General features: G+C 69.3%; 17 protein-coding genes and 2 pseudogenes. 5 read left to right on the forward strand and 14 right to left on the reverse strand.

The window, feature by feature from the left end; translation table 11 throughout:
• Nucleotides 1-38 precede the first annotated feature (38 nt).
• Complete coding sequence (locus AB0I81_RS18640; RefSeq protein WP_360657988.1) at nt 39-683, forward strand: TetR/AcrR family transcriptional regulator; 645 nt, start codon at nt 39-41, stop codon at nt 681-683.
• A gap of 322 nt (nt 684-1,005) precedes the next feature.
• Here the strand turns inward: AB0I81_RS18640 and AB0I81_RS18645 are convergent.
• From AB0I81_RS18645 to AB0I81_RS18670, 6 genes and pseudogenes are all read right to left on the reverse strand, one after another.
• Nucleotides 1,006-1,227, reverse strand: a pseudogene (locus AB0I81_RS18645) (helix-turn-helix transcriptional regulator); the annotation flags it as partial.
• A gap of 358 nt (nt 1,228-1,585) precedes the next feature.
• A pseudogene (locus AB0I81_RS18650) lies at nt 1,586-1,933 on the reverse strand (DUF885 family protein); the annotation flags it as partial.
• A gap of 257 nt (nt 1,934-2,190) precedes the next feature.
• A complete protein-coding gene (locus AB0I81_RS18655; RefSeq protein WP_360657991.1) occupies nt 2,191-2,616 on the reverse strand; it encodes a calmodulin-binding protein in 426 nt (141 codons plus the stop codon).
• A gap of 200 nt (nt 2,617-2,816) precedes the next feature.
• Nucleotides 2,817-3,776 (reverse strand): hypothetical protein, encoded by a 960-nt coding sequence (locus AB0I81_RS18660; RefSeq protein ID WP_360657994.1) that lies wholly within the window; start codon nt 3,774-3,776, stop codon nt 2,817-2,819.
• Nucleotides 3,773-4,090 carry a helix-turn-helix transcriptional regulator gene (locus AB0I81_RS18665; RefSeq protein ID WP_360657997.1) on the reverse strand — a complete coding sequence of 106 codons (318 nt, stop codon included), beginning with the start codon at nt 4,088-4,090 and terminating at the stop codon, nt 3,773-3,775. Before AB0I81_RS18665 ends, AB0I81_RS18660 begins: the two co-directional genes overlap by 4 nt.
• Nucleotides 4,091-4,386: 296 nt before the next feature.
• On the reverse strand, nt 4,387-4,515 hold the full coding sequence (locus AB0I81_RS18670) for a hypothetical protein (protein WP_360658000.1): 129 nt from the start codon (nt 4,513-4,515) through the stop codon (nt 4,387-4,389).
• Between the two features lie 528 nt (nt 4,516-5,043).
• Here AB0I81_RS18670 and AB0I81_RS18675 point away from each other — a divergent pair.
• The 3 genes from AB0I81_RS18675 to AB0I81_RS18685 are packed head-to-tail and all read left to right on the forward strand — an operon-like array spanning nt 5,044 to nt 8,130.
• On the forward strand, nt 5,044-5,736 hold the full coding sequence (locus AB0I81_RS18675) for a response regulator transcription factor (RefSeq protein ID WP_360658002.1): 693 nt from the start codon (nt 5,044-5,046) through the stop codon (nt 5,734-5,736).
• Nucleotides 5,717-7,492: an ATP-binding protein gene (locus AB0I81_RS18680; RefSeq protein WP_360658005.1), complete on the forward strand. Its 1,776-nt coding sequence runs from the start codon at nt 5,717-5,719 to the stop codon at nt 7,490-7,492. Before AB0I81_RS18675 ends, AB0I81_RS18680 begins: the two co-directional genes overlap by 20 nt.
• 56 nt (nt 7,493-7,548) lie before the next feature.
• On the forward strand, nt 7,549-8,130 hold the full coding sequence (locus tag AB0I81_RS18685; RefSeq protein ID WP_360658008.1) for a hypothetical protein: 582 nt from the start codon (nt 7,549-7,551) through the stop codon (nt 8,128-8,130).
• Between the two features lie 517 nt (nt 8,131-8,647).
• Here the strand turns inward: AB0I81_RS18685 and AB0I81_RS18690 are convergent.
• From AB0I81_RS18690 to AB0I81_RS18705, 4 genes are all read right to left on the reverse strand, one after another.
• Complete coding sequence (locus AB0I81_RS18690; RefSeq protein WP_360658010.1) at nt 8,648-9,676, reverse strand: alpha/beta fold hydrolase; 1,029 nt, start codon at nt 9,674-9,676, stop codon at nt 8,648-8,650.
• A 14-nt stretch (nt 9,677-9,690) separates the two neighbouring features.
• Complete coding sequence (locus tag AB0I81_RS18695; protein ID WP_360658013.1) at nt 9,691-10,041, reverse strand: hypothetical protein; 351 nt, start codon at nt 10,039-10,041, stop codon at nt 9,691-9,693.
• A gap of 13 nt (nt 10,042-10,054) precedes the next feature.
• A complete protein-coding gene (locus tag AB0I81_RS18700; protein ID WP_360658016.1) occupies nt 10,055-10,555 on the reverse strand; it encodes a TetR/AcrR family transcriptional regulator in 501 nt (166 codons plus the stop codon).
• A gap of 390 nt (nt 10,556-10,945) precedes the next feature.
• Nucleotides 10,946-11,518, reverse strand: coding sequence for a TetR/AcrR family transcriptional regulator (locus AB0I81_RS18705; protein ID WP_360658019.1), 573 nt, complete (start codon nt 11,516-11,518; stop codon nt 10,946-10,948).
• Between AB0I81_RS18705 and AB0I81_RS18710 the strand changes: the two genes are divergently transcribed.
• Nucleotides 11,480-12,259 carry an NmrA family NAD(P)-binding protein gene (locus AB0I81_RS18710; RefSeq protein ID WP_360658022.1) on the forward strand — a complete coding sequence of 260 codons (780 nt, stop codon included), beginning with the start codon at nt 11,480-11,482 and terminating at the stop codon, nt 12,257-12,259. The genes AB0I81_RS18705 and AB0I81_RS18710 overlap by 39 nt on opposite strands.
• Nucleotides 12,260-12,781: 522 nt before the next feature.
• Here AB0I81_RS18710 and AB0I81_RS18715 read toward each other — a convergent pair.
• The 4 genes from AB0I81_RS18715 to AB0I81_RS18730 all read right to left on the reverse strand — a co-directional run bounded on the left by AB0I81_RS18715 (nt 12,782) and on the right by AB0I81_RS18730 (nt 16,357).
• Entirely contained in the window at nt 12,782-12,997 is a 216-nt protein-coding gene (locus AB0I81_RS18715; protein WP_360658024.1) for an erythromycin esterase family protein, read from the reverse strand.
• Nucleotides 12,998-13,039: 42 nt separating this feature from the next.
• Nucleotides 13,040-14,833 (reverse strand): APC family permease, encoded by a 1,794-nt coding sequence (locus AB0I81_RS18720; protein WP_360658027.1) that lies wholly within the window; start codon nt 14,831-14,833, stop codon nt 13,040-13,042.
• A gap of 142 nt (nt 14,834-14,975) precedes the next feature.
• Nucleotides 14,976-15,569, reverse strand: coding sequence for a sporulation protein (locus AB0I81_RS18725; protein ID WP_360658030.1), 594 nt, complete (start codon nt 15,567-15,569; stop codon nt 14,976-14,978).
• Nucleotides 15,570-15,691: 122 nt separating this feature from the next.
• Nucleotides 15,692-16,357 carry a class I SAM-dependent methyltransferase gene (locus AB0I81_RS18730; protein WP_360658033.1) on the reverse strand — a complete coding sequence of 222 codons (666 nt, stop codon included), beginning with the start codon at nt 16,355-16,357 and terminating at the stop codon, nt 15,692-15,694.
• Between the last annotated feature and the right edge of the window lie 20 nt (nt 16,358-16,377).

Here is a 16,377-nt window from a genome sequence, read left to right on the forward strand (position 1 = left end):
GCAAATTTGCGTGCACGCATCTAAGCTATGCTGAGACCGTGACGACGAGACGGACGGGGCTGCGCGAGCAGAAGAAGCGGGCCACCCGAGAGGCCCTGCGCGCGGCGGCCCTGCGGCTGGCTCTTGAGCGTGGCCCGGACAACGTGCGCGTCGATGACATCGCCGAGGCCGCCGGCGTCTCACCGAGGACGTACAACAACTACTTCTCCAGCCGCGAACAGGCGATCGTCGCCGCCGTCACCGGCGAACGGGAAGCGCGAGTCGCGGCGACGATGGCCGACCGGCCCGCCCACGCCGGCCTCGCCGACACCGTCATCGAAGCGATCGTGGATCAGTACACCGCCCCAGACCAATCCGGCCAGGAAGCACTGCTGCTGATCACCACCCGCCCCGCGCTACGGAACGCGTTCATCGACACCACCACCGCGATCGAAAATCCCCTCACCGACGCGATCGCCGAGCGTCTCGGCGACGACGAACCGCACACCGCACGGGTGCTCGCCGCCAGCGTGGCCACCGCGGTTCGCCTGGCGCTCGAACAGTGGCTGCAGACGACTGCCTCGTCCAGCGGGCTCGTCGTTCCGTCCGGCTCACTACCGGACCTCCTTCGCGCCACGCTCGCACCCCTCACCCCCGCACTCGACGCCGCCGAGCAACGAGCACTCCGCCGCCGGCATCAGTGAACCCGTCTCACTAAGCGCGCCCCGGCATCGCACCGTGGATCAGCGGACCAGAGCCAAGACGGGCCCAGAGCCACTGCGCACCTGGCGGACCATCGCGGGGCGGTCCGGGGAAACGCTTCGCGCTACTGGATCAACTCGGAGCTGAGGGAGGGCCGTCGCCTTCCACGACAGCCCCACCGTGTCGTCGCACGTCCACACCAGCAGCAAGAACCCGTCGACACCCCGCACATTCACACCGAACGACGCTGCCCCCATCGTCACCACGACGAACGACTCTCAACAACGGTGACGACGGCGAACACCAGGCTGCGCACTTGTGCGGTCACTGGGGGAAGGGGTCCGTACCCGGCCTGATGATGCCCGCCTCATAGGCGAAGACGACCACTTGGACCCGATCGCGCAGGCCGAGTTTGCTGAGGATCCGCCCGACGTGGGTCTTCACGGTCGCCTCCGCCACGTGCAGGGACTCGGCGATCTCGCTGTTTGAGCGGCCGCGGATCACCCCGGCCAGAACTTCGCGCTCGCGAACGGTGAGCCGGTCCAGGCGCTCGTCGGTCGGCGAGCGCCCGGTCGCCGGGTCGGGGAGGTGGTGGGCGAAGGCGTCGATCAGAGGTGATGCGGGCAGAAGGCTTGTGGCGGCCGGAGCCTGCTGGACGGTCGGGACGTCGTCGACACCGACGAAGCCGCCCATCCCGATGATCATGGTATCGCTGTTCAAGATGAACGCGGAGGCGAACATGGAGCCGCCCTCGACGGCAAGTTTGATCCGGGCGGCGCCGGAGTTCTGTACGGCGTAATTGAGGATCTTGCGCTGGTCGGAGGTGAGTTCGCCGCTGAAGTGCGGTCATCTGGTTACGCAGCTGCCGCTGTCGTCGATGGCGACCCGCGCCCACGGCATAACGTTCAGCCCCTACCCCATCCCGCTCTGTCGCCCCGGGCGCGGAGTCCGTGCGCAGGTAGCGAGCAGTCGCAGCGTAGGCCGCGTGCGCCGAGGCCGCCGCCTTGGCGAGTTCTCCGGCCAGTCGCCCATCGCCATAGGACGTCACTGGGGCGTCGTGAACCCCAACGAAGCGCTCGGCCTGGATGGCAGCCTCCAGTGCCTGCCTTCGAGCCGCCACCGGCCCCTTCCCCAAGCCGAGATCGAGGCTTGTGCGCCAGTTCGCCAGCATCACCGGCATGGCTGCCCGGCATGCGGCGACGTTGCTCCGCTGATCATCGTCGTCGCGCGGGTAGCAGGTCGCCTCACAGATATCTGGGGGTTCTCAGGCAGGTCAGGCATGTCAGGTGCACTGCCTCGGTACTACCGGCCTGAGCGGGCGGTGGTTTTCCCCGTCAAGTCTGCGTGTTGAAGCTTCTGCCGCCTTCGCTCGACAGTCTGATGCCCCGGCCGTGGAGTATCGCCGGAACGGAGGCCGACATCCTGAGGCTGCCGAGAACGGCTCAGCACATGCGGGCGGGCCCCCGGAGCGGTTCTCCGGGGGCCGCGATGGCAGACGACGTCAGGGGACTATGGCGTGAGTTCGCGCACGAGCCTCGTAGTCCAGCCGCACCAGACAAGACCAGGCAGGAACGGCCCGCCGGCCTCGTCGAGGTGATCCTCGACGTAGGGGATCGTGGCGTCGCAGATCTCGATCGCGTAGTCGAAGAAGTCGACCGTGTCGGGGTTCAGGTGGTAGCTCCAGCGCGGGTTGTAGGAAGCCTGGCGCTTGACGATGCGTCCGTGGACGTGCGGTCGGTCCGCGCTGGTGCCGCTGAGCAGATCGCGAGCGTGCTGGATCTTGGCGGGGTCCGTGAGCTGGACGACGAACTGTTCGCGGGTGATGTCGGTCATGACGAAGTAGGCTGTGGGCGCCGCCTGGGCGGGCGGTGTGGCGACGCTGAACATCGCGATGGCGGCGAGTGCCGCGAGGATCCTGGTCAGGATGCTGTGCATGGAGACCCTTTCAGCCGCGCGCAACTACTTTGAGTTGCTGTTGCATGCGCTAAGTAATCACGCGAAGATGAGAGGGGCCCCTAACGTCACAGTGACAACGCAGTCACCATCCGCAATATCCTTCTCGAGCTGAGCCGTGTGCGATCCCTCAGCGTCGCGAGGAACGGCGGAGCGGGGTGACGTTCGGTGCTGAGCCGGGGTCAGATCCTGGGAGGCCTGCGCCGCCGCTTCACGGTGACGTGCCACCGCTTGCGCAGCCATTCGACGCCCGCGTAGAACCCCACCATGCAGGGAATCGAGTAGAACGCCGACCCCCACCCCTGCACCCAGTACACGTTGTACGCCGCAGCCACCATGAACGGCCCGAGCAGCGTCCACGTACGCCACTCCGAGGCCAGCACCCACGAGGCGGCCCGCCGGACGTGGTACAGCCGCACCCGCCCCGACAGCGCCATCCGCAGTTCCAGCACCCGGCGAAGCTGGTGGACCGAGTAGATGATCTGCGCGGACGAGGTGGCCTTGGCGTTGGCCAGCTCGTACAGCTCGGCGTGCAGTTCCTCGGCGTAGCGGCTGCGGTGCCTGGCGGGCAGCAGCCGGGTCAGGGCGTCGACCAGGACCACGGCGGGGCGGGCGACGTTGGTCCGCTTGGCGGTGACGTGCGCGGGCTCGAACTGGTGCAGCCACTTGTCCAGCCGGCGGACCAGGCGGACGGCCTGGCCGAGGTCGCGGTCGAGCTCGCGGGCGCGGATCTGGACCTCGTCCAGCGTGCCTGCCAGGGTCCGGGCGGGCTCGAAGATCCGGTTGCAGGCGTTCATCACGGTGAGCGCCCTGACGCGGTGCCGGGCCCCTGCGATGATGCGCTCGTCGGCGATGCCGCGCGACAGGAGCCTGGCCTGGTCGAGGCTCCGGTCGAGCACGTTGAGCGGCGTGCTGGTGAGGTCGGGAATGCGGGCATCCTCCAGCGTCCCGGCCAGCCGCAACGCGCGCCCGCGTGCGCGGTCGAGCAGGATGACGGCCTCCAGGGAGTAGGCCAGCTCGCGACAGCGCTCCAAGTCCTCAACGAGGATCCCGGCGTGGACGCGGGCCCGCTCCAGGGCCCTGGTGAGGTCAAGGATCCCGGTGGTCTGGAGAACGTCGGCACTGCCGCCTAATTTGCTCACACCGCACCATCCGCGAGACCGGGCCGCCTGATCGGCAAGGTGCCGATCTTGGTGTGTGCCTTGGCGAGCGCCTGACGCGCTTGCTCGGCACCGTCCGCCGTGAGCCGGTAGTAGCGACGGCGGGGGCGGCCCTCCTCGCTCGGGTCGATGTCCTCGAACCTCGACTGCAGCCAGCCGATGCCTTCAAATCTGGCAAGGATGGGATGGATCGTGCCGCTCGGCAGCCCGGCGGCGTCACAGATCTCCAGCCCGTACATCTCCAGTGTGGGGCTCTCCAGAAGAGCGCGGAGCACGAGCTGGGTCGACAATGTCATGCGCGGACCACCCATACTCTAACTCTACCTAGGGGCTAGGTAGAGAACAAGCATCTACGCCGCCTCGGCGGCCATCCGCCGCCGGGCCGCCCGGCGAAGAACGGGGTCCGCGACCCCAGGGCCAGCCCCACGGCCGGCACACCAGCGGAATGGCCGGGATGACGTACCGCACATCGAAGGCCGCGGGACCACCAGGCGGCGAACTCCAGCACCATCCTTGCCAGTTGCTGCTCGACCGGTCAGCTGCTCGGCGTGCGTGGGCGCGTGCGAAGCGCGCCGCGGCCAGGGCAACAGGGTCACCGGTCCGGCCCACCGCATCCTGCGCCCGCTGAGCCGCGACGCGGGGTGGCCAGGAAGGCGTCGGCGGCCCCGGCGAGGCTGACGCCTCCGCCGCGCAGCGCAGTGATCTTCGGTGCGGTGCTCATGCCGGCCGCCGCGCGACACCTACGGGGATGTGCCGGAGTCGCGCACCGTTCGGGCGAAAGGTTCTCCTGGTCGCCGTGCCGCCATGATCGCTCATGTACGTGATAAGAGGCCATTGTCACGTACATCGCGTCTCCGGCGTGGATGCCTCCGGCTGTTCGCTGCGGTGGGCGACTCCTTCAGCGGCGATGTCGGAGTATGGAGCCGGCAAGCGGGTTCCTGGTGTTGATGTCCTTGTGCCCCATGACGGGTTGGCCCAGTCACGTCGGTGAGGCCGGCCTTCCGTAAGGTCTCGTTAAGTGCCTTGCGGATCGTGTTCGCTGATACGGCCCGGTGCCGTCCGGCGCTGCGCCATTGGAACAGCAGCGGCATCGGCGGGTTCCAGATGCGCTCATTCGCCAAAGGCCGAAGTACGGGAGAAAGGGACAGTCGTGCCTGAAGAAGAAGACGTCAGCCTCACGATGCCGGCCTGCCCTGCCTCAGGCGGTTTTCTGGCATCATGACGCGATGCTGGTGAGGAGGAATCCCACGTGTGTGCGTATGTCCTGGTGGCCGAGGACGATCCGAAGCAGGCTGAGCTCGTGCGCCGGTACCTGTGCCGGGAGGAGTACACCGTGCGGGTCGTCGCCGACGGGCGGTCGGCGATCGACGAGGTCCGGCGGGAGCGGCCTGACCTGCTGGTGCTGGACGTGATGATGCCCGGGGTCGACGGTCTGGACGTGTGCCGGGTGTTGCGGCGCGAGTACGACCTGCCGGTGCTGATGGTGACCGCGCGGGTGAGCGCCAATGACAAGCTGCTCGGGTTCGACCTCGGCGCGGACGACTACCTCACCAAGCCCTACGACCCGCGTGAGCTGATGGCTCGGGTGCGGTCCCTGCTGCGACGGGCACGACAGCCATCCGCGCAGCAGGAGCTGAGGGTCGGGGACCTGGTGCTCGACGCGGTGCGGCACGAGGTGCGGATCGGTGCGCGGCAGGTGCCGTGCACTCCTGCGGAGTTCCGGATCCTGGCCACCATGGTCGCGGCGCCGGAGCAGGTGTTCAGCCGCGGGCAGCTCGTCGAGCAGGCGTACGGGCTGGACGGCTTCATCACCGAGCGGACCATCGACGTGCACGTGGCGAACCTGCGCAAGAAGATCGAGGCCGACCCGCGCGACCCCGCGTACCTGCGCACGGTGTACGGCGTCGGCTACAAGGTCACCAATGGCCGGCGACACGGCTGAACCCCGCCGGCGGCACGGGCTGCGGATGCGGTTGCTGGCCGGGTCGGTCCTCGTGGCCATGTGCTCGATCGGGGCGACGGCGTGGCTGTCGGTGCAGAGCACGACCGGGACGATCCAGGCTGAGCAGGGCCAGAGCCGGGCGATCGTCGCGCGGATCTACGACGGGGTGCTCGCCTACGCCGCGACGCACCCCCGCTGGGACGGCATCGCGCCGGTGCTCGCGGACCTGAGCCGGGAAACCGGGCTGCGGATCGGGCTCACGACCGGCAACCGCGTGCCGATCGCCGGTGCGTTCGGGCCGGACGACCCGCCGCTGCCGGCCAAGCCCGCCGCGGTGGCCGATCCGCTCGCGGTCGACGTCACGCTGGCTCCTGGGGTGCGGGACGACCGGATCGACGCCCGCGCGGTGGGTCCGTTCCGGCTGCTCCCGGACGAGCGGGCCGGCCTGCGGGACGAGGCGGAGGCGACGGCGAGGTGCCTGCGTGCCAAGGGGCGGGCCGCCACGGTGGTGCAGACGGCGAGCGGGCGGTCGTTCGTGCACTCGACCGGCGGGCCCGAGCGCGACTGCGACCGCACCGGCGTCGCCGAGAACTCCCCCGTGCTGAAGCCGACCGTCACTGAGAAGCGGGCGCTGGAGGTCCTCAACACCTACCTGGAGACCTGCTTCAAAGACCGGGCGATGAAACCTTCGCAGGTCCGGCTCACCGCGTCCGGCGGCTTCGTGCCCACGAACTCGCGTGCCGACGGGCAGGTCTTCTTCGAGTGCCTGAGCTGGGGCAGGCACTTGCTGCTGAGCCCGTACGTCACGCCGGCGGCGCTGCTGTTCGTCAGCGCGCCGGCCGAACCGGCGGTGGTCGGGCTGCCCGCGGCCGGGACGGTGCGGATCGTCGTGGCCGGCGCGATCGTGTTGGTCCTCACGGTCGGTGTCAGCATGCTGCTCGCCGGTCCGGTGCTGCGGCCACTGCGTGCGGTGACCGAGGCGACCCAGCGCATGCGTGCCGGCGACCGTTCGGCGCGGGCACAGGTGCGGGCCAGATGGGAGGTCGCCGAGCTGGCCACGGCCTTCAACGAGATGTCCGAACACCTGGCCCGGATCGAGCGGCAGCGCACAGACCTGGTGAACGACGTCTCGCACGAGCTGCGCACCCCGCTCGGCACCATTCGGGGCTGGCTGGTGGCGGCCCAGGACGGAGTGGCTGACCTGGACCCGGAGCTCGTCGAGTCGCTGCTGGAGGAGACCCTCGTGCTCCAGCACCTCGTGGACGACCTGCAGGACCTGGCGGCGGCCGACGCCAGGGAGCTGCGATTGCGCCCGGTGCCGGTCGACGTCGGCGAGCTGCTCACCCAGGTCGGCGGCTCAGCGGACCGTACCACGACCATCCAGGTGGCAACCTCCGGCGATCTGCGCCTGCACGCGGACCCGGTGCGGCTGCGACAGGCCGTGAGCAACCTGGTCACCAACGCCGTCCGGCACACTCCGGCGGACGGACGGATCACCCTGCGGGCCCGCCACGCGGGCGACGAGGTGGTCATCGAGGTCAGCGACACCGGCAGCGGCATCGCACCGGAGCACCTGCCGCACGTGTTCGACCGCTTCTGGCGCGCGGACCGCTCCCGCAATCGTGCCACCGGCGGCCGCGGCCTGGGGCTCGCCATCACCCGGCAGCTGGTCGAGGCGCACGGCGGCACGGTGTCCGTGGCGAGCACGCTCGGCGCCGGCACGACGTTCACCCTCCGCTTGCCTGCCGACTTGTGAAGGAACCCGAACATCTTCCGAAGAGGATCTTCACAACCGGCGGCCATCCTGAACGCATGAACCCAATCCCCCGCATTGCCGGGCTCGCCCTTCTGGCCGTCCTGGCCGCCGGCTGCTCGACGCCACCCGCGCAGCAGGGCCGCGTGGCCGCCCCGGAGGCCACGGGGCCGTCCCCAAAGGCCGTGTCCGCGTCGAGCACAACGCTCACCGCGAGCCGCCCGAGGCAACGGCTCGACCTGACGGCCGACGAGATCCACGCGTTGACCGAGACCTACCACAAGTGCCTGGCCGACAACGGCTACGACACCGTAAAGGCCAAGGAAGCCGCCGCCGCCGGGAAGAAGGTGCCCGACGAGTCCAACCGGCCCGCGGCGGAGGCGGCCTGCCTCAGCAAGAAACCGCTGCCGCCTTGGGAGTACGACCTGGCGAACCCCGAGTCCCCGGACTTCGTGCGCGCTGTCGTGCAGTGCCTGCGTGACAAGGGCGTGCGGTACGTCGATGAGGTGCCGCCCTCGCCGGATCCGAATGAGGACCGCCGCAGCCAGATCGCGCTGGGCGGCCCGAACAACGACGCCCAGTCGGTCTCGAAAGGCCTCGACCTCCTCCCCATCTGCGAGAAGGAGCAGACGCCCCGGTGAGGCGATAGTTGCCGCCCGTCCTCGCCGCCGTGCTCACCACATGGATCTCCGCCTTCAGGCGGAGGAGGAGACAGGGTGCGGTCTGCAAGAGGCGCAGACCAAGTACGCCTGAGAGGGGCAGCCTCCTGCTCCCCGCAGGGGTGCCGTCCCCCATCCGGGGAGCCGCCGGTGCGGATTGTGTACTCCCGCTCGTCCACCGCCACCCAGTCCCTGCTACGGCAGCGGCACATCCTCACCGAGGCCGGGCTGCCGGTGCGGACCGAAGGCGTCGCCGAAGGGTTTCGCCCGGCCGAGGGGTGTGGACTACGACCGAGTCGCCGTCAACGCCGCCGTCACCCTCCCGTTCCACAACGGCGGCACCGGAGGCGTCAACACCAAAACGAAAATGATCAAAAGGCAGATGTACGGTCGAGCTGGCTTCGCCCTCCTCCGCCACCGCATCTTGCTCGGCTAACCACCGTCCGTCACCACCGAAAGTGGGCCAGAGCCAGTGACCGTACAGTCCCCTGGGATCACCTCAGTGTCGGACGAACCGGTTCAGGGCGTCGAGTAGGAGCGGCGTGAGCGTGTTCGGGTGGTCGGTGTCGTGCATCAGATGGTCCACTCCTGGCAGCGTCACTCGGCCCGGTCCAGCGGCATGCGCTCGACGCAGGGCGGTCATCAAAGGATTCGTTGTGGCACAAGGAACCTGGGCGTCGTTCGTGCCGCAGGTCAGCAGCACTTTGGTGCCCGGCCGGAGAGCGGCGGCGGTGTCCGGTGGGTAGACGGCGTCATCGCTTTGTACGAACCGGGCGTTCGGACCTTGGAACGCCTGGAAGAGCCGGGCTATCGCGGGGGGCAGATCGGTGGTCTCGACCGGTCGATGTTCGCGCAGGGAGGTGATGCCGGCATCTATGGCCGCGTTGATGGTGAGTTGCTGCTGCGGTGTGAACTGGCCCTGTCGCGTCGCTTCGGCGATCTGAGCCTTGAGCTGGAGCGCGACCAAATCCAGCATGCGGATCGCCTGCGGTTGCAGAAGCGCCAGGCCGGCCGGGCGTGGGCGGACGGTGCCGCCCAGCAGCAGTCCCGTCATCGCGCCCTCGCTGTGTCCAACGACAAGCAGGGCGTGCGGATCGATCTCCGGCTGATCGCGCAATGACTCGTAGGCGGCCCGTGCCTGGCGGACGAACGCCGGGTAGTCGAGTTCCTCTGGGTGGTCCTGGTAGGCGCCGAGCCCGGTGCGGCCGGTGCCGTACTTGTCGAATCGCAGTGTGGCGATTTTGTCCCTGTCGAGCGCGTCGGCCAACTGGGCCAGGGTGTCCGGCGAGGACCCGGGCGGTTGGTTGCCGTCGCGGTCCGTAGGTCCGCTGCCGGGCAGCAACAGTGCCGCCCGCAGTCGTTGCCCGGCACGGTGCTCGGGTACGTGCAGTGTGCCGTATGCGGTCGTACCGTCGGCCTTGAAGACGACCTCGCGGTCGGCGGCAGGCACCAGAGCGGGTGTTGCCTCGGCCGGAGTGACCGTAACGACGGCCAGCGTCATCACGACCGCTGCCAAGTGGCGAAACATTGGCCTGCCTCCTTTCAGGCCAGGGCGTTCTCGATCAGGGCAACAGTCGCACGAGGGTCGTCGACCTGGAGAACCAGGCGTATGTACTGCTCGTTGGCGAGTTCGACGACGAGAGCCTTCGACGGGTCCTTGACGTCCCAGAAGATCTTGTCGCCGTCCTGATGGAATGTGCCTGCGGTGATGACACCAGGCAGGTGGGTGCCCGGCGCGCGGATTCCCTTGGGGTCGGTGGCGATGCCGGGGTCGGCGGTCGCGCCACGGACGTTGGCCAGCGGGATGGTCAGGCTGCTCTTGAAGGCCCAGAGCTTGTCGAGACCCTCGAGCACGACGACGAGGTCGTCGCCGTCGATACGTACCAGTGCCACGTTGGTTTCCTTTTCAGGTGAGAGTGCTGAGGTATTGAGCCAGTGCGGTGGCGATGTTGTCGGGGTTGCCGCGCAGAAGGATGCCCAGCGCGGTGGCGGTGAGGGCGGCGGCCAGATCGGAGGGAACGCCGAGTGCGTCGGCGATCACCCGATCGATGGCGGCCAGCGCGGCCGTCACTTCGGCGGCCACCTCCTCATCGACCGGTGCGCGTTCGATCGCCGCGAGGAGAAGCAGGTCGAGGTCGGCCGAGGTGACGAGCCGCAGCGCGGTCGCGGCATCCGATGCGTCGGCAAGGGAGTCGAGCAAAGGGCGGACATCCTCGGCGAGGTGGCGGCGCAGAGCAATCAGGTAGAGGCCGCGCTTGCTGCCGAACGCCTTATACAGGCTGTTGCGGTGCACGCCGAGGTGGCTGACCAGATCGTCTACGGAAACCCCGTCATACGCGCGTCCGCCGAACAGAGTCACGGCGGCACGCACCACTTCGTCCTCGTCGAATGCTCTCGGTCTGCCCATGACCGCTACGCTAGCCATTGAGGAACGATCAGTCAAGAACGATCGTTCCTAAAACCGAATCGACCCTGTCCGGCCCGCGATCACCTGCGCGAACGGGGCGCATCACCGACACCGAAGTGCGGCTCCGACTCGGCAACCCGCCCAGCCGGTTCCCGAGCCCTTCGCCACCCTGCTCCTCCAGCTCGCCAAGGCCCGGCCGAACATGAACACCGCAGCCAACCCCGACACTCGCTGGCTCTTCCCCGGCCAGAACGCCCGCGAACTCCTCAACGCAGCCACCATTCGAGAGCAGCTCCGGTTGCTCGGCTCCTCGAGCGGTGCCGGCCGGGAAGCCGCCCTGCGGCAACTCGTGCTCCAAGCCCCAGCTCCGGTCGTCGCCGAGATGCTCGGCTACACCTCGCTGTACGGGCTCAGGCCCGCCACGGCCAGTTGGAACAGCCGGTCCGCGCGGGCGGCCGGGTCAGGGTGGTGCTCCGTCGCGAGGACGATGCCGACGATCAGCGCGATCAGGTCGGCGACGGCGATGCCTTCCGCCACCGCCCCGTCCCGCACGGCGCGCTGCAGCAGGGGGTTCCCCGCCTCTGCCATCATCGCCGAGCAGGTGTTCTCGTGTACGGGGTCGGGCTCAGCCCCGCCGTAGGCCAGTGCCGCCGCCAGCCCTCGGGCCGCGACGCAGTAGGCAACGACGGCACTGAGCCATTCCAGGAGCGCGTCACGGCTGTCGCTCTTGCCTGCCAGCTCGCGGGCACAGGCGGCCAGGGCCTCGATCCGTTGATGGGAGACCGCCTCCAGCAACGCCCGGCGGGTCGGGAAGTGGCGGCGTACGGTGGCCGAGCCGACCCCCGCGATGCGGGCGATCTGTTCCAGAGAGGCGCCGGCCCCGTACGCGGCGACCTCCTCCTCGGCCACGGCGAGGATGTGTGCGTGGTTCCGCCGGGCGTCCGCGCGCTGGCGGTCGGGCATGGCGATTCGGTGGTCCGGGCCGCCGAAGGCGTACGAGCCGTCTTCTCCGTTCAGATGGCCGCCCTGACCGCCGAAGGATTCGATTTCGACGGAGAGGTGGCCCAGGCCGTCAACCTCATCGAGGGCGCGAAGGCCGCAGGAGTGCCGCAGTTCGTACACACGTCCACCAGTGGCGCCGGTCAGCACACCGAGACTCCTGGCTGGATCGCAGGCCGCTGGGGCTCGTTGGACGGCAGCCTGGGAGCTAAGAGCACGATCCAGGACCGGGTTCGCGCGGCCGGCTTCCCCCGCTGGACGATCCTCAAGCCAAGCTTCTTCATGGAGAACTTCCTGCCGTCCATGGCTTTCCTGTTCCCGCGCGGTGTCGAAGGCGGCCTGGTGAGCGTCGTGAAGCCGGACACCCGGCTGTCCCTCGCCGCGGTGGACGACATCGGCAGGGCGGCCGCCGCGGCCATCGCCGAGCCGGAGCGGTTCCATGGGGTCGAGCTGGAGCTGGCGAGTGACTATCTGTCGATGACGGAGGTCGCCGAGGTTCTCTCCCACGCGCTGGGCACGTACCTGTCCGCGCCGGACATGACCGAGGAGCAGGCGCTCGCCGCCGGAATGCCGGCGATGGGCGTCTCACACGAGTGGATGAACATAGCCGGCCAGCCGGCCCGCCCGCAGTACGCCAGGGACTTCGGCCTTTCGCTCACCAGCTTCGAGGAATGGGCGCGACAGCACCTGCGGCCCGCGGCTTGACGCAAGGTCCGGACCTGACAGGTGGTCGAGGAACCCAGGAACCGCCGTTGGCGATGAGAATAGTCTTGCGCGAGGGTGGAAAGGATCTGGCCTGCCAGACTGGAGTGGAACGGCGAGCCGGGTTTAGGGTCACATCTGTTGACGCTGTGCCGGATGATGATCGGCGGCGGCCCGGTCGTGAGCTCTGGCGAGAGCCACTGACCAGCCAATATCTCTACAGGAGAGGTGTCTGATGGCCCTGCCGACGACGACGGCGGAGCAGCGTGCGCAGGCGTTGGCGAGGGCGGGCGAGACGCATACGGCGCGGCGTGCGCGGCCGGCGGAGGTGCCCTCGGGCGTAACTCCAACGTTTGGGCGATGGTCAGCGTCGTTGCCCAGGATCGAGCGGCGCAGCGTCTCTTAGCGCGCTGTGACCGGAGATGATCACCGCGGTGGCGGGTCGGTCGCTCGTGCCAGGTGGATGGTGCTGGACAAGCAGGAGGCAGGTCTGTGCGGCTGACCTGCGCTCCCGCCGGTGCGCCGCTACATGACCCGCCGCTTCATCAAAGGCTGAGATCGTGGGGCACCTGCCGGGCGGGCGGCCAGGTGCATGCCCATCGGGGTCGCCGGGCCCATGCCGGGGAGCACCACAGGCCAGCGCTGGACGTGGCCGTTGTGGGCGGCCAGGACGATCCGGTCCTCACGGCACCGGATCCATTCGAACGTGTCGGCGATCTCGGCGTCGCGGTTGTACACCACTCAGTAGAGGGAATTCCTCCGGTGCGGTCGCCGCGCAAGGGCTCATGAGACGCGAAAGCGCATCCGGCACACCACCGCGTCGGTACGCCGGCGCAGCGCCCTGGCCAGCACCGCCCCGCGCTGGTTCTGCAGCATCCGCTGCCACAGGTGCTCGGGCTCGACCTCGGCGATCAGGACGAACACGTGCGGCTCGGGCACCTGGGCCAGATAGGTGAGCAGCGGCTCGTCCAGCCGCCGGTGGGCGTCGAAGAGCTGCACCAGCTCCACACCCGGTTCCCAGCGCTCCCAGTCCTCCACGAACGCCCGCGCCTGTCGCTCGTCCTCCGGATGGGTCACGTTCACGGCGACCACCCGGTCGCCCAGGGACAGCGCCGCCGACATGGCGTCGCGGGTCAGCCGGGTGACCGCGTGCACCGGCACGACCACCAGCGAGCGGCGCGGCCGGGGCGGCATCGGGGTCTGGCCGAGTTCGAGCCGCGTGCCGATGCGCCCGTAGGAGCGGTTGACCCACTCCATGCCCGCCACCAGCAGCGGCAGCGCGATGACGATCAGCCAGCCACCCTCGCCGAACTTCGACACCGTCACCACGATCGCGGCCACGGATGTCAGCAGCGCGCCGAACCCGTTGAGCGCCGCCCGCCACCGCCACCCGGCGGGCCGGTCGGTGACCCAGTGCCGCACCATGCCGGCCTGCGACAGGGTGAACCCGACGAACACCCCGATCGCGAACAGCGGCACCAGCAGGTTCATGTCTCCCCCGGCCACGACCAGGAGCAGGCCGCTGGTGACGGCCAGGAACGCGATGCCGTACCGGTGGACCTGCCGGTCCGCGCGCAGGGCGAAGAAGTGCGGCAGGTTGTTGTCGCGGGCGAGCAGTTGGGCCAGCACCGGCAGGCCGCCGAAGGAGGTGTTGGCGGCCAGCGCCAGCAGCACCACGGTGGCGAACTGCACCAGGTAGAACAGCGGCCCCTCCCCCAGCGACGCCTGCGTGACCTGGGCCAGCACGGTCACCCCGTCAACCGGGGCGATGGCGAACTTCTCGATCAGCGCGGCGATGCCCAGCAGCATCACCGCCAGCAGCCCGCCCAGCGCCACCTCGGCCCGCTGTGCCCGGCGCACCCGCGGCCGCCTGAACGACGGCACGGCGTTGGCGATGGCCTCGACCCCGGTCAGCGACGCGCAGCCGTTCGCGAACGCCTTCAGCAACAGCAGCACCCCGACCGTCTGCAGGCTGCTCACCTGGTGCGACACGTCCACGGCGGGCTCGTCGCGGATCAGCCCGGCCACGATGACGAGCAGGATCGCGCCGACGTAGATGGCGGTGGGGACGATGAACGCGCGGGCGCTGTGCGCGATGCCGCGCAGGTTGATCGCCGTGACCACCGCCAGCACGACCAGGCAGATCCCCACCGTGTACGGCAGCAGCTCCGGGAAGGCGGAGGTGAGGGCGGCGGTTCCGGCGGCCACCGAGACCGCGACGTTGAGCACGTAGTCGATGACCAGGGAGGCGCCCGCGACCAGCCCGGCCCGCCGTCCCAGATGGCGCTTGGCCACCCCGTACGCGCCCCCGCCCTCGGGAAAGGCGGCGATGACCTGCCGGTAGGAGAAGGTCAGCACCGCGAGCAGGGCCGCGATGACGAGCGTGACCGGGATGGTGAAGCCGAGGCCCGCGCCGCCCGCGAGGGCCAGGACCAGCACGATCGCCTCGGGCCCGTACGCGACCGACGCCATCGCGTCCAGCGACAACGCGGCCAGCCCGCCGACGACCGAGAGCCGATGCCGTTCACCGGTATCGGCGGGCTCCTTGACCGCGGCGGGGCTTTGCACAGTGGACATCAGAGAAAGCTCCTAGATGGGGGTTTGCCCTCATGGTGAGCCCATCCAGAAGCCACAAATCTGACTTATACGCATTTTTCGCGCGAAATGCCCAAAAAACTACACGAATGATACGACGCGGCCTGGAAACGGGAACGGGCGATCACCGTCCAGCACCCCGGCGCTGCCGTTCGCGGACGTGGCGGAGCAGGCCGACCAGCCAGCGGTCCACCTCACTGGGCCAGTCCGTACGCAGGACCTCCTCGTGGCTCATCCGGAAACGCCCGACGGCGTCGGACGAACCGCGATCGGTGTGCTGATCCGCTTTCAACACCACGTCCAGGCCGTCCGGGTCCGGCACGAACACCAGCTCCACCTCGTGCACGGGCCCGGCCTGATGCATGGGCGGATAGAACTCGATCTCCTGGTAGAACGGCAGGTCCTGACGCGCTCCGTTCAGCCGGCCCTCCTTCAGGGCGGTGCTCTTGAAAGGGAAACCGAGCTGGGCGAACGCCCGCAGCACGCGTAACTGCGAGGGCAGCGGCTTGACGGTGACCATGACCGGGTCACCCCGGTCGAGCGCCGTGCCGCCGGCCACCTCGGTCCGTACGCCCAGCGCCAGTCCGGACAGCCGCCGCCCGCCGATCTCACTGATCGGCGTCTCCCACGGCACCTCGACCTGAAACTCCAGCACCCGTTCCGCGCCCCGGCGCAGGGTGGCCGGGCCCGAAACCTGAACGCGCGAGAACTCCTCCAACCGGCGTCCACCCGCGCGGCCAGGCTTTGCAGCCCGTACTCGAAAGGATCTCCAGACCGGGAAGCGGCGGCCGAGCCGATGCGGGCCCGTACTGGCTGCTTCCTGACGCGACGAACAGGAACCTATGCCTGGCCTGGCCGGGCGGTGCCGAGCGCGTGAGCGAAGTGGCGGAAGACGAACCGGTCCAGGGCCTCGATCTCGAAGCCCGCCCGCCGGATGGCGGCCACCGTGTCGCGGGCGGGATCGCATCCTCCGGCGACTCGCGACCAGAGCGGGGCGAGCAGGCTCTCCGCCAGGCTCACCACCGGATTGCTTGAGCGCTGGTGCTCGTAGAACCGCAGCTCGCCGCCGGGCGCCAGCACCCGCCGTACCTCCCGCAGCGTCTCCCGCACGGAGGTGGCGCAGCACAGCACCAGCGAGCAGACCACGGCATCGCAAGAGCCGTCACCGACCGGCAGACGCCGTGGATCACCTTCCAGGATCTCGACCGGGACCGTGACGCCGGCGGCGACGCGCCCGGCCGCCGCCCGCAGGAACGGGTCCGGCTCCACCAGGACGATCTCCGTCACGTTCGCCGGGAAGCAGCTGAGCTTCACCCCGTCGCCCGCCCCGATCTCCAGAATCCGCCCGCTCAGCCCTGCCACCAGTTCCCGGCGCTGTGGAGTCGGCACGCACCCGTGCGAGCGGCCGGTGCGCACCGGCCGGGGATGGTGGAATTGCTCCATGCCGCCGGCGAAGTAGCGCCGGTCGCTCGGAGGGCTGACGTAATCGCCCGTGCTTAGTGTCATGAGTTCTCCCGAGGAGCGCA

The sequence above is a fragment of the Nonomuraea sp. NPDC050404 genome (assembly GCF_040655495.1).
Lineage (GTDB): Bacteria > Actinomycetota > Actinomycetes > Streptosporangiales > Streptosporangiaceae > Nonomuraea.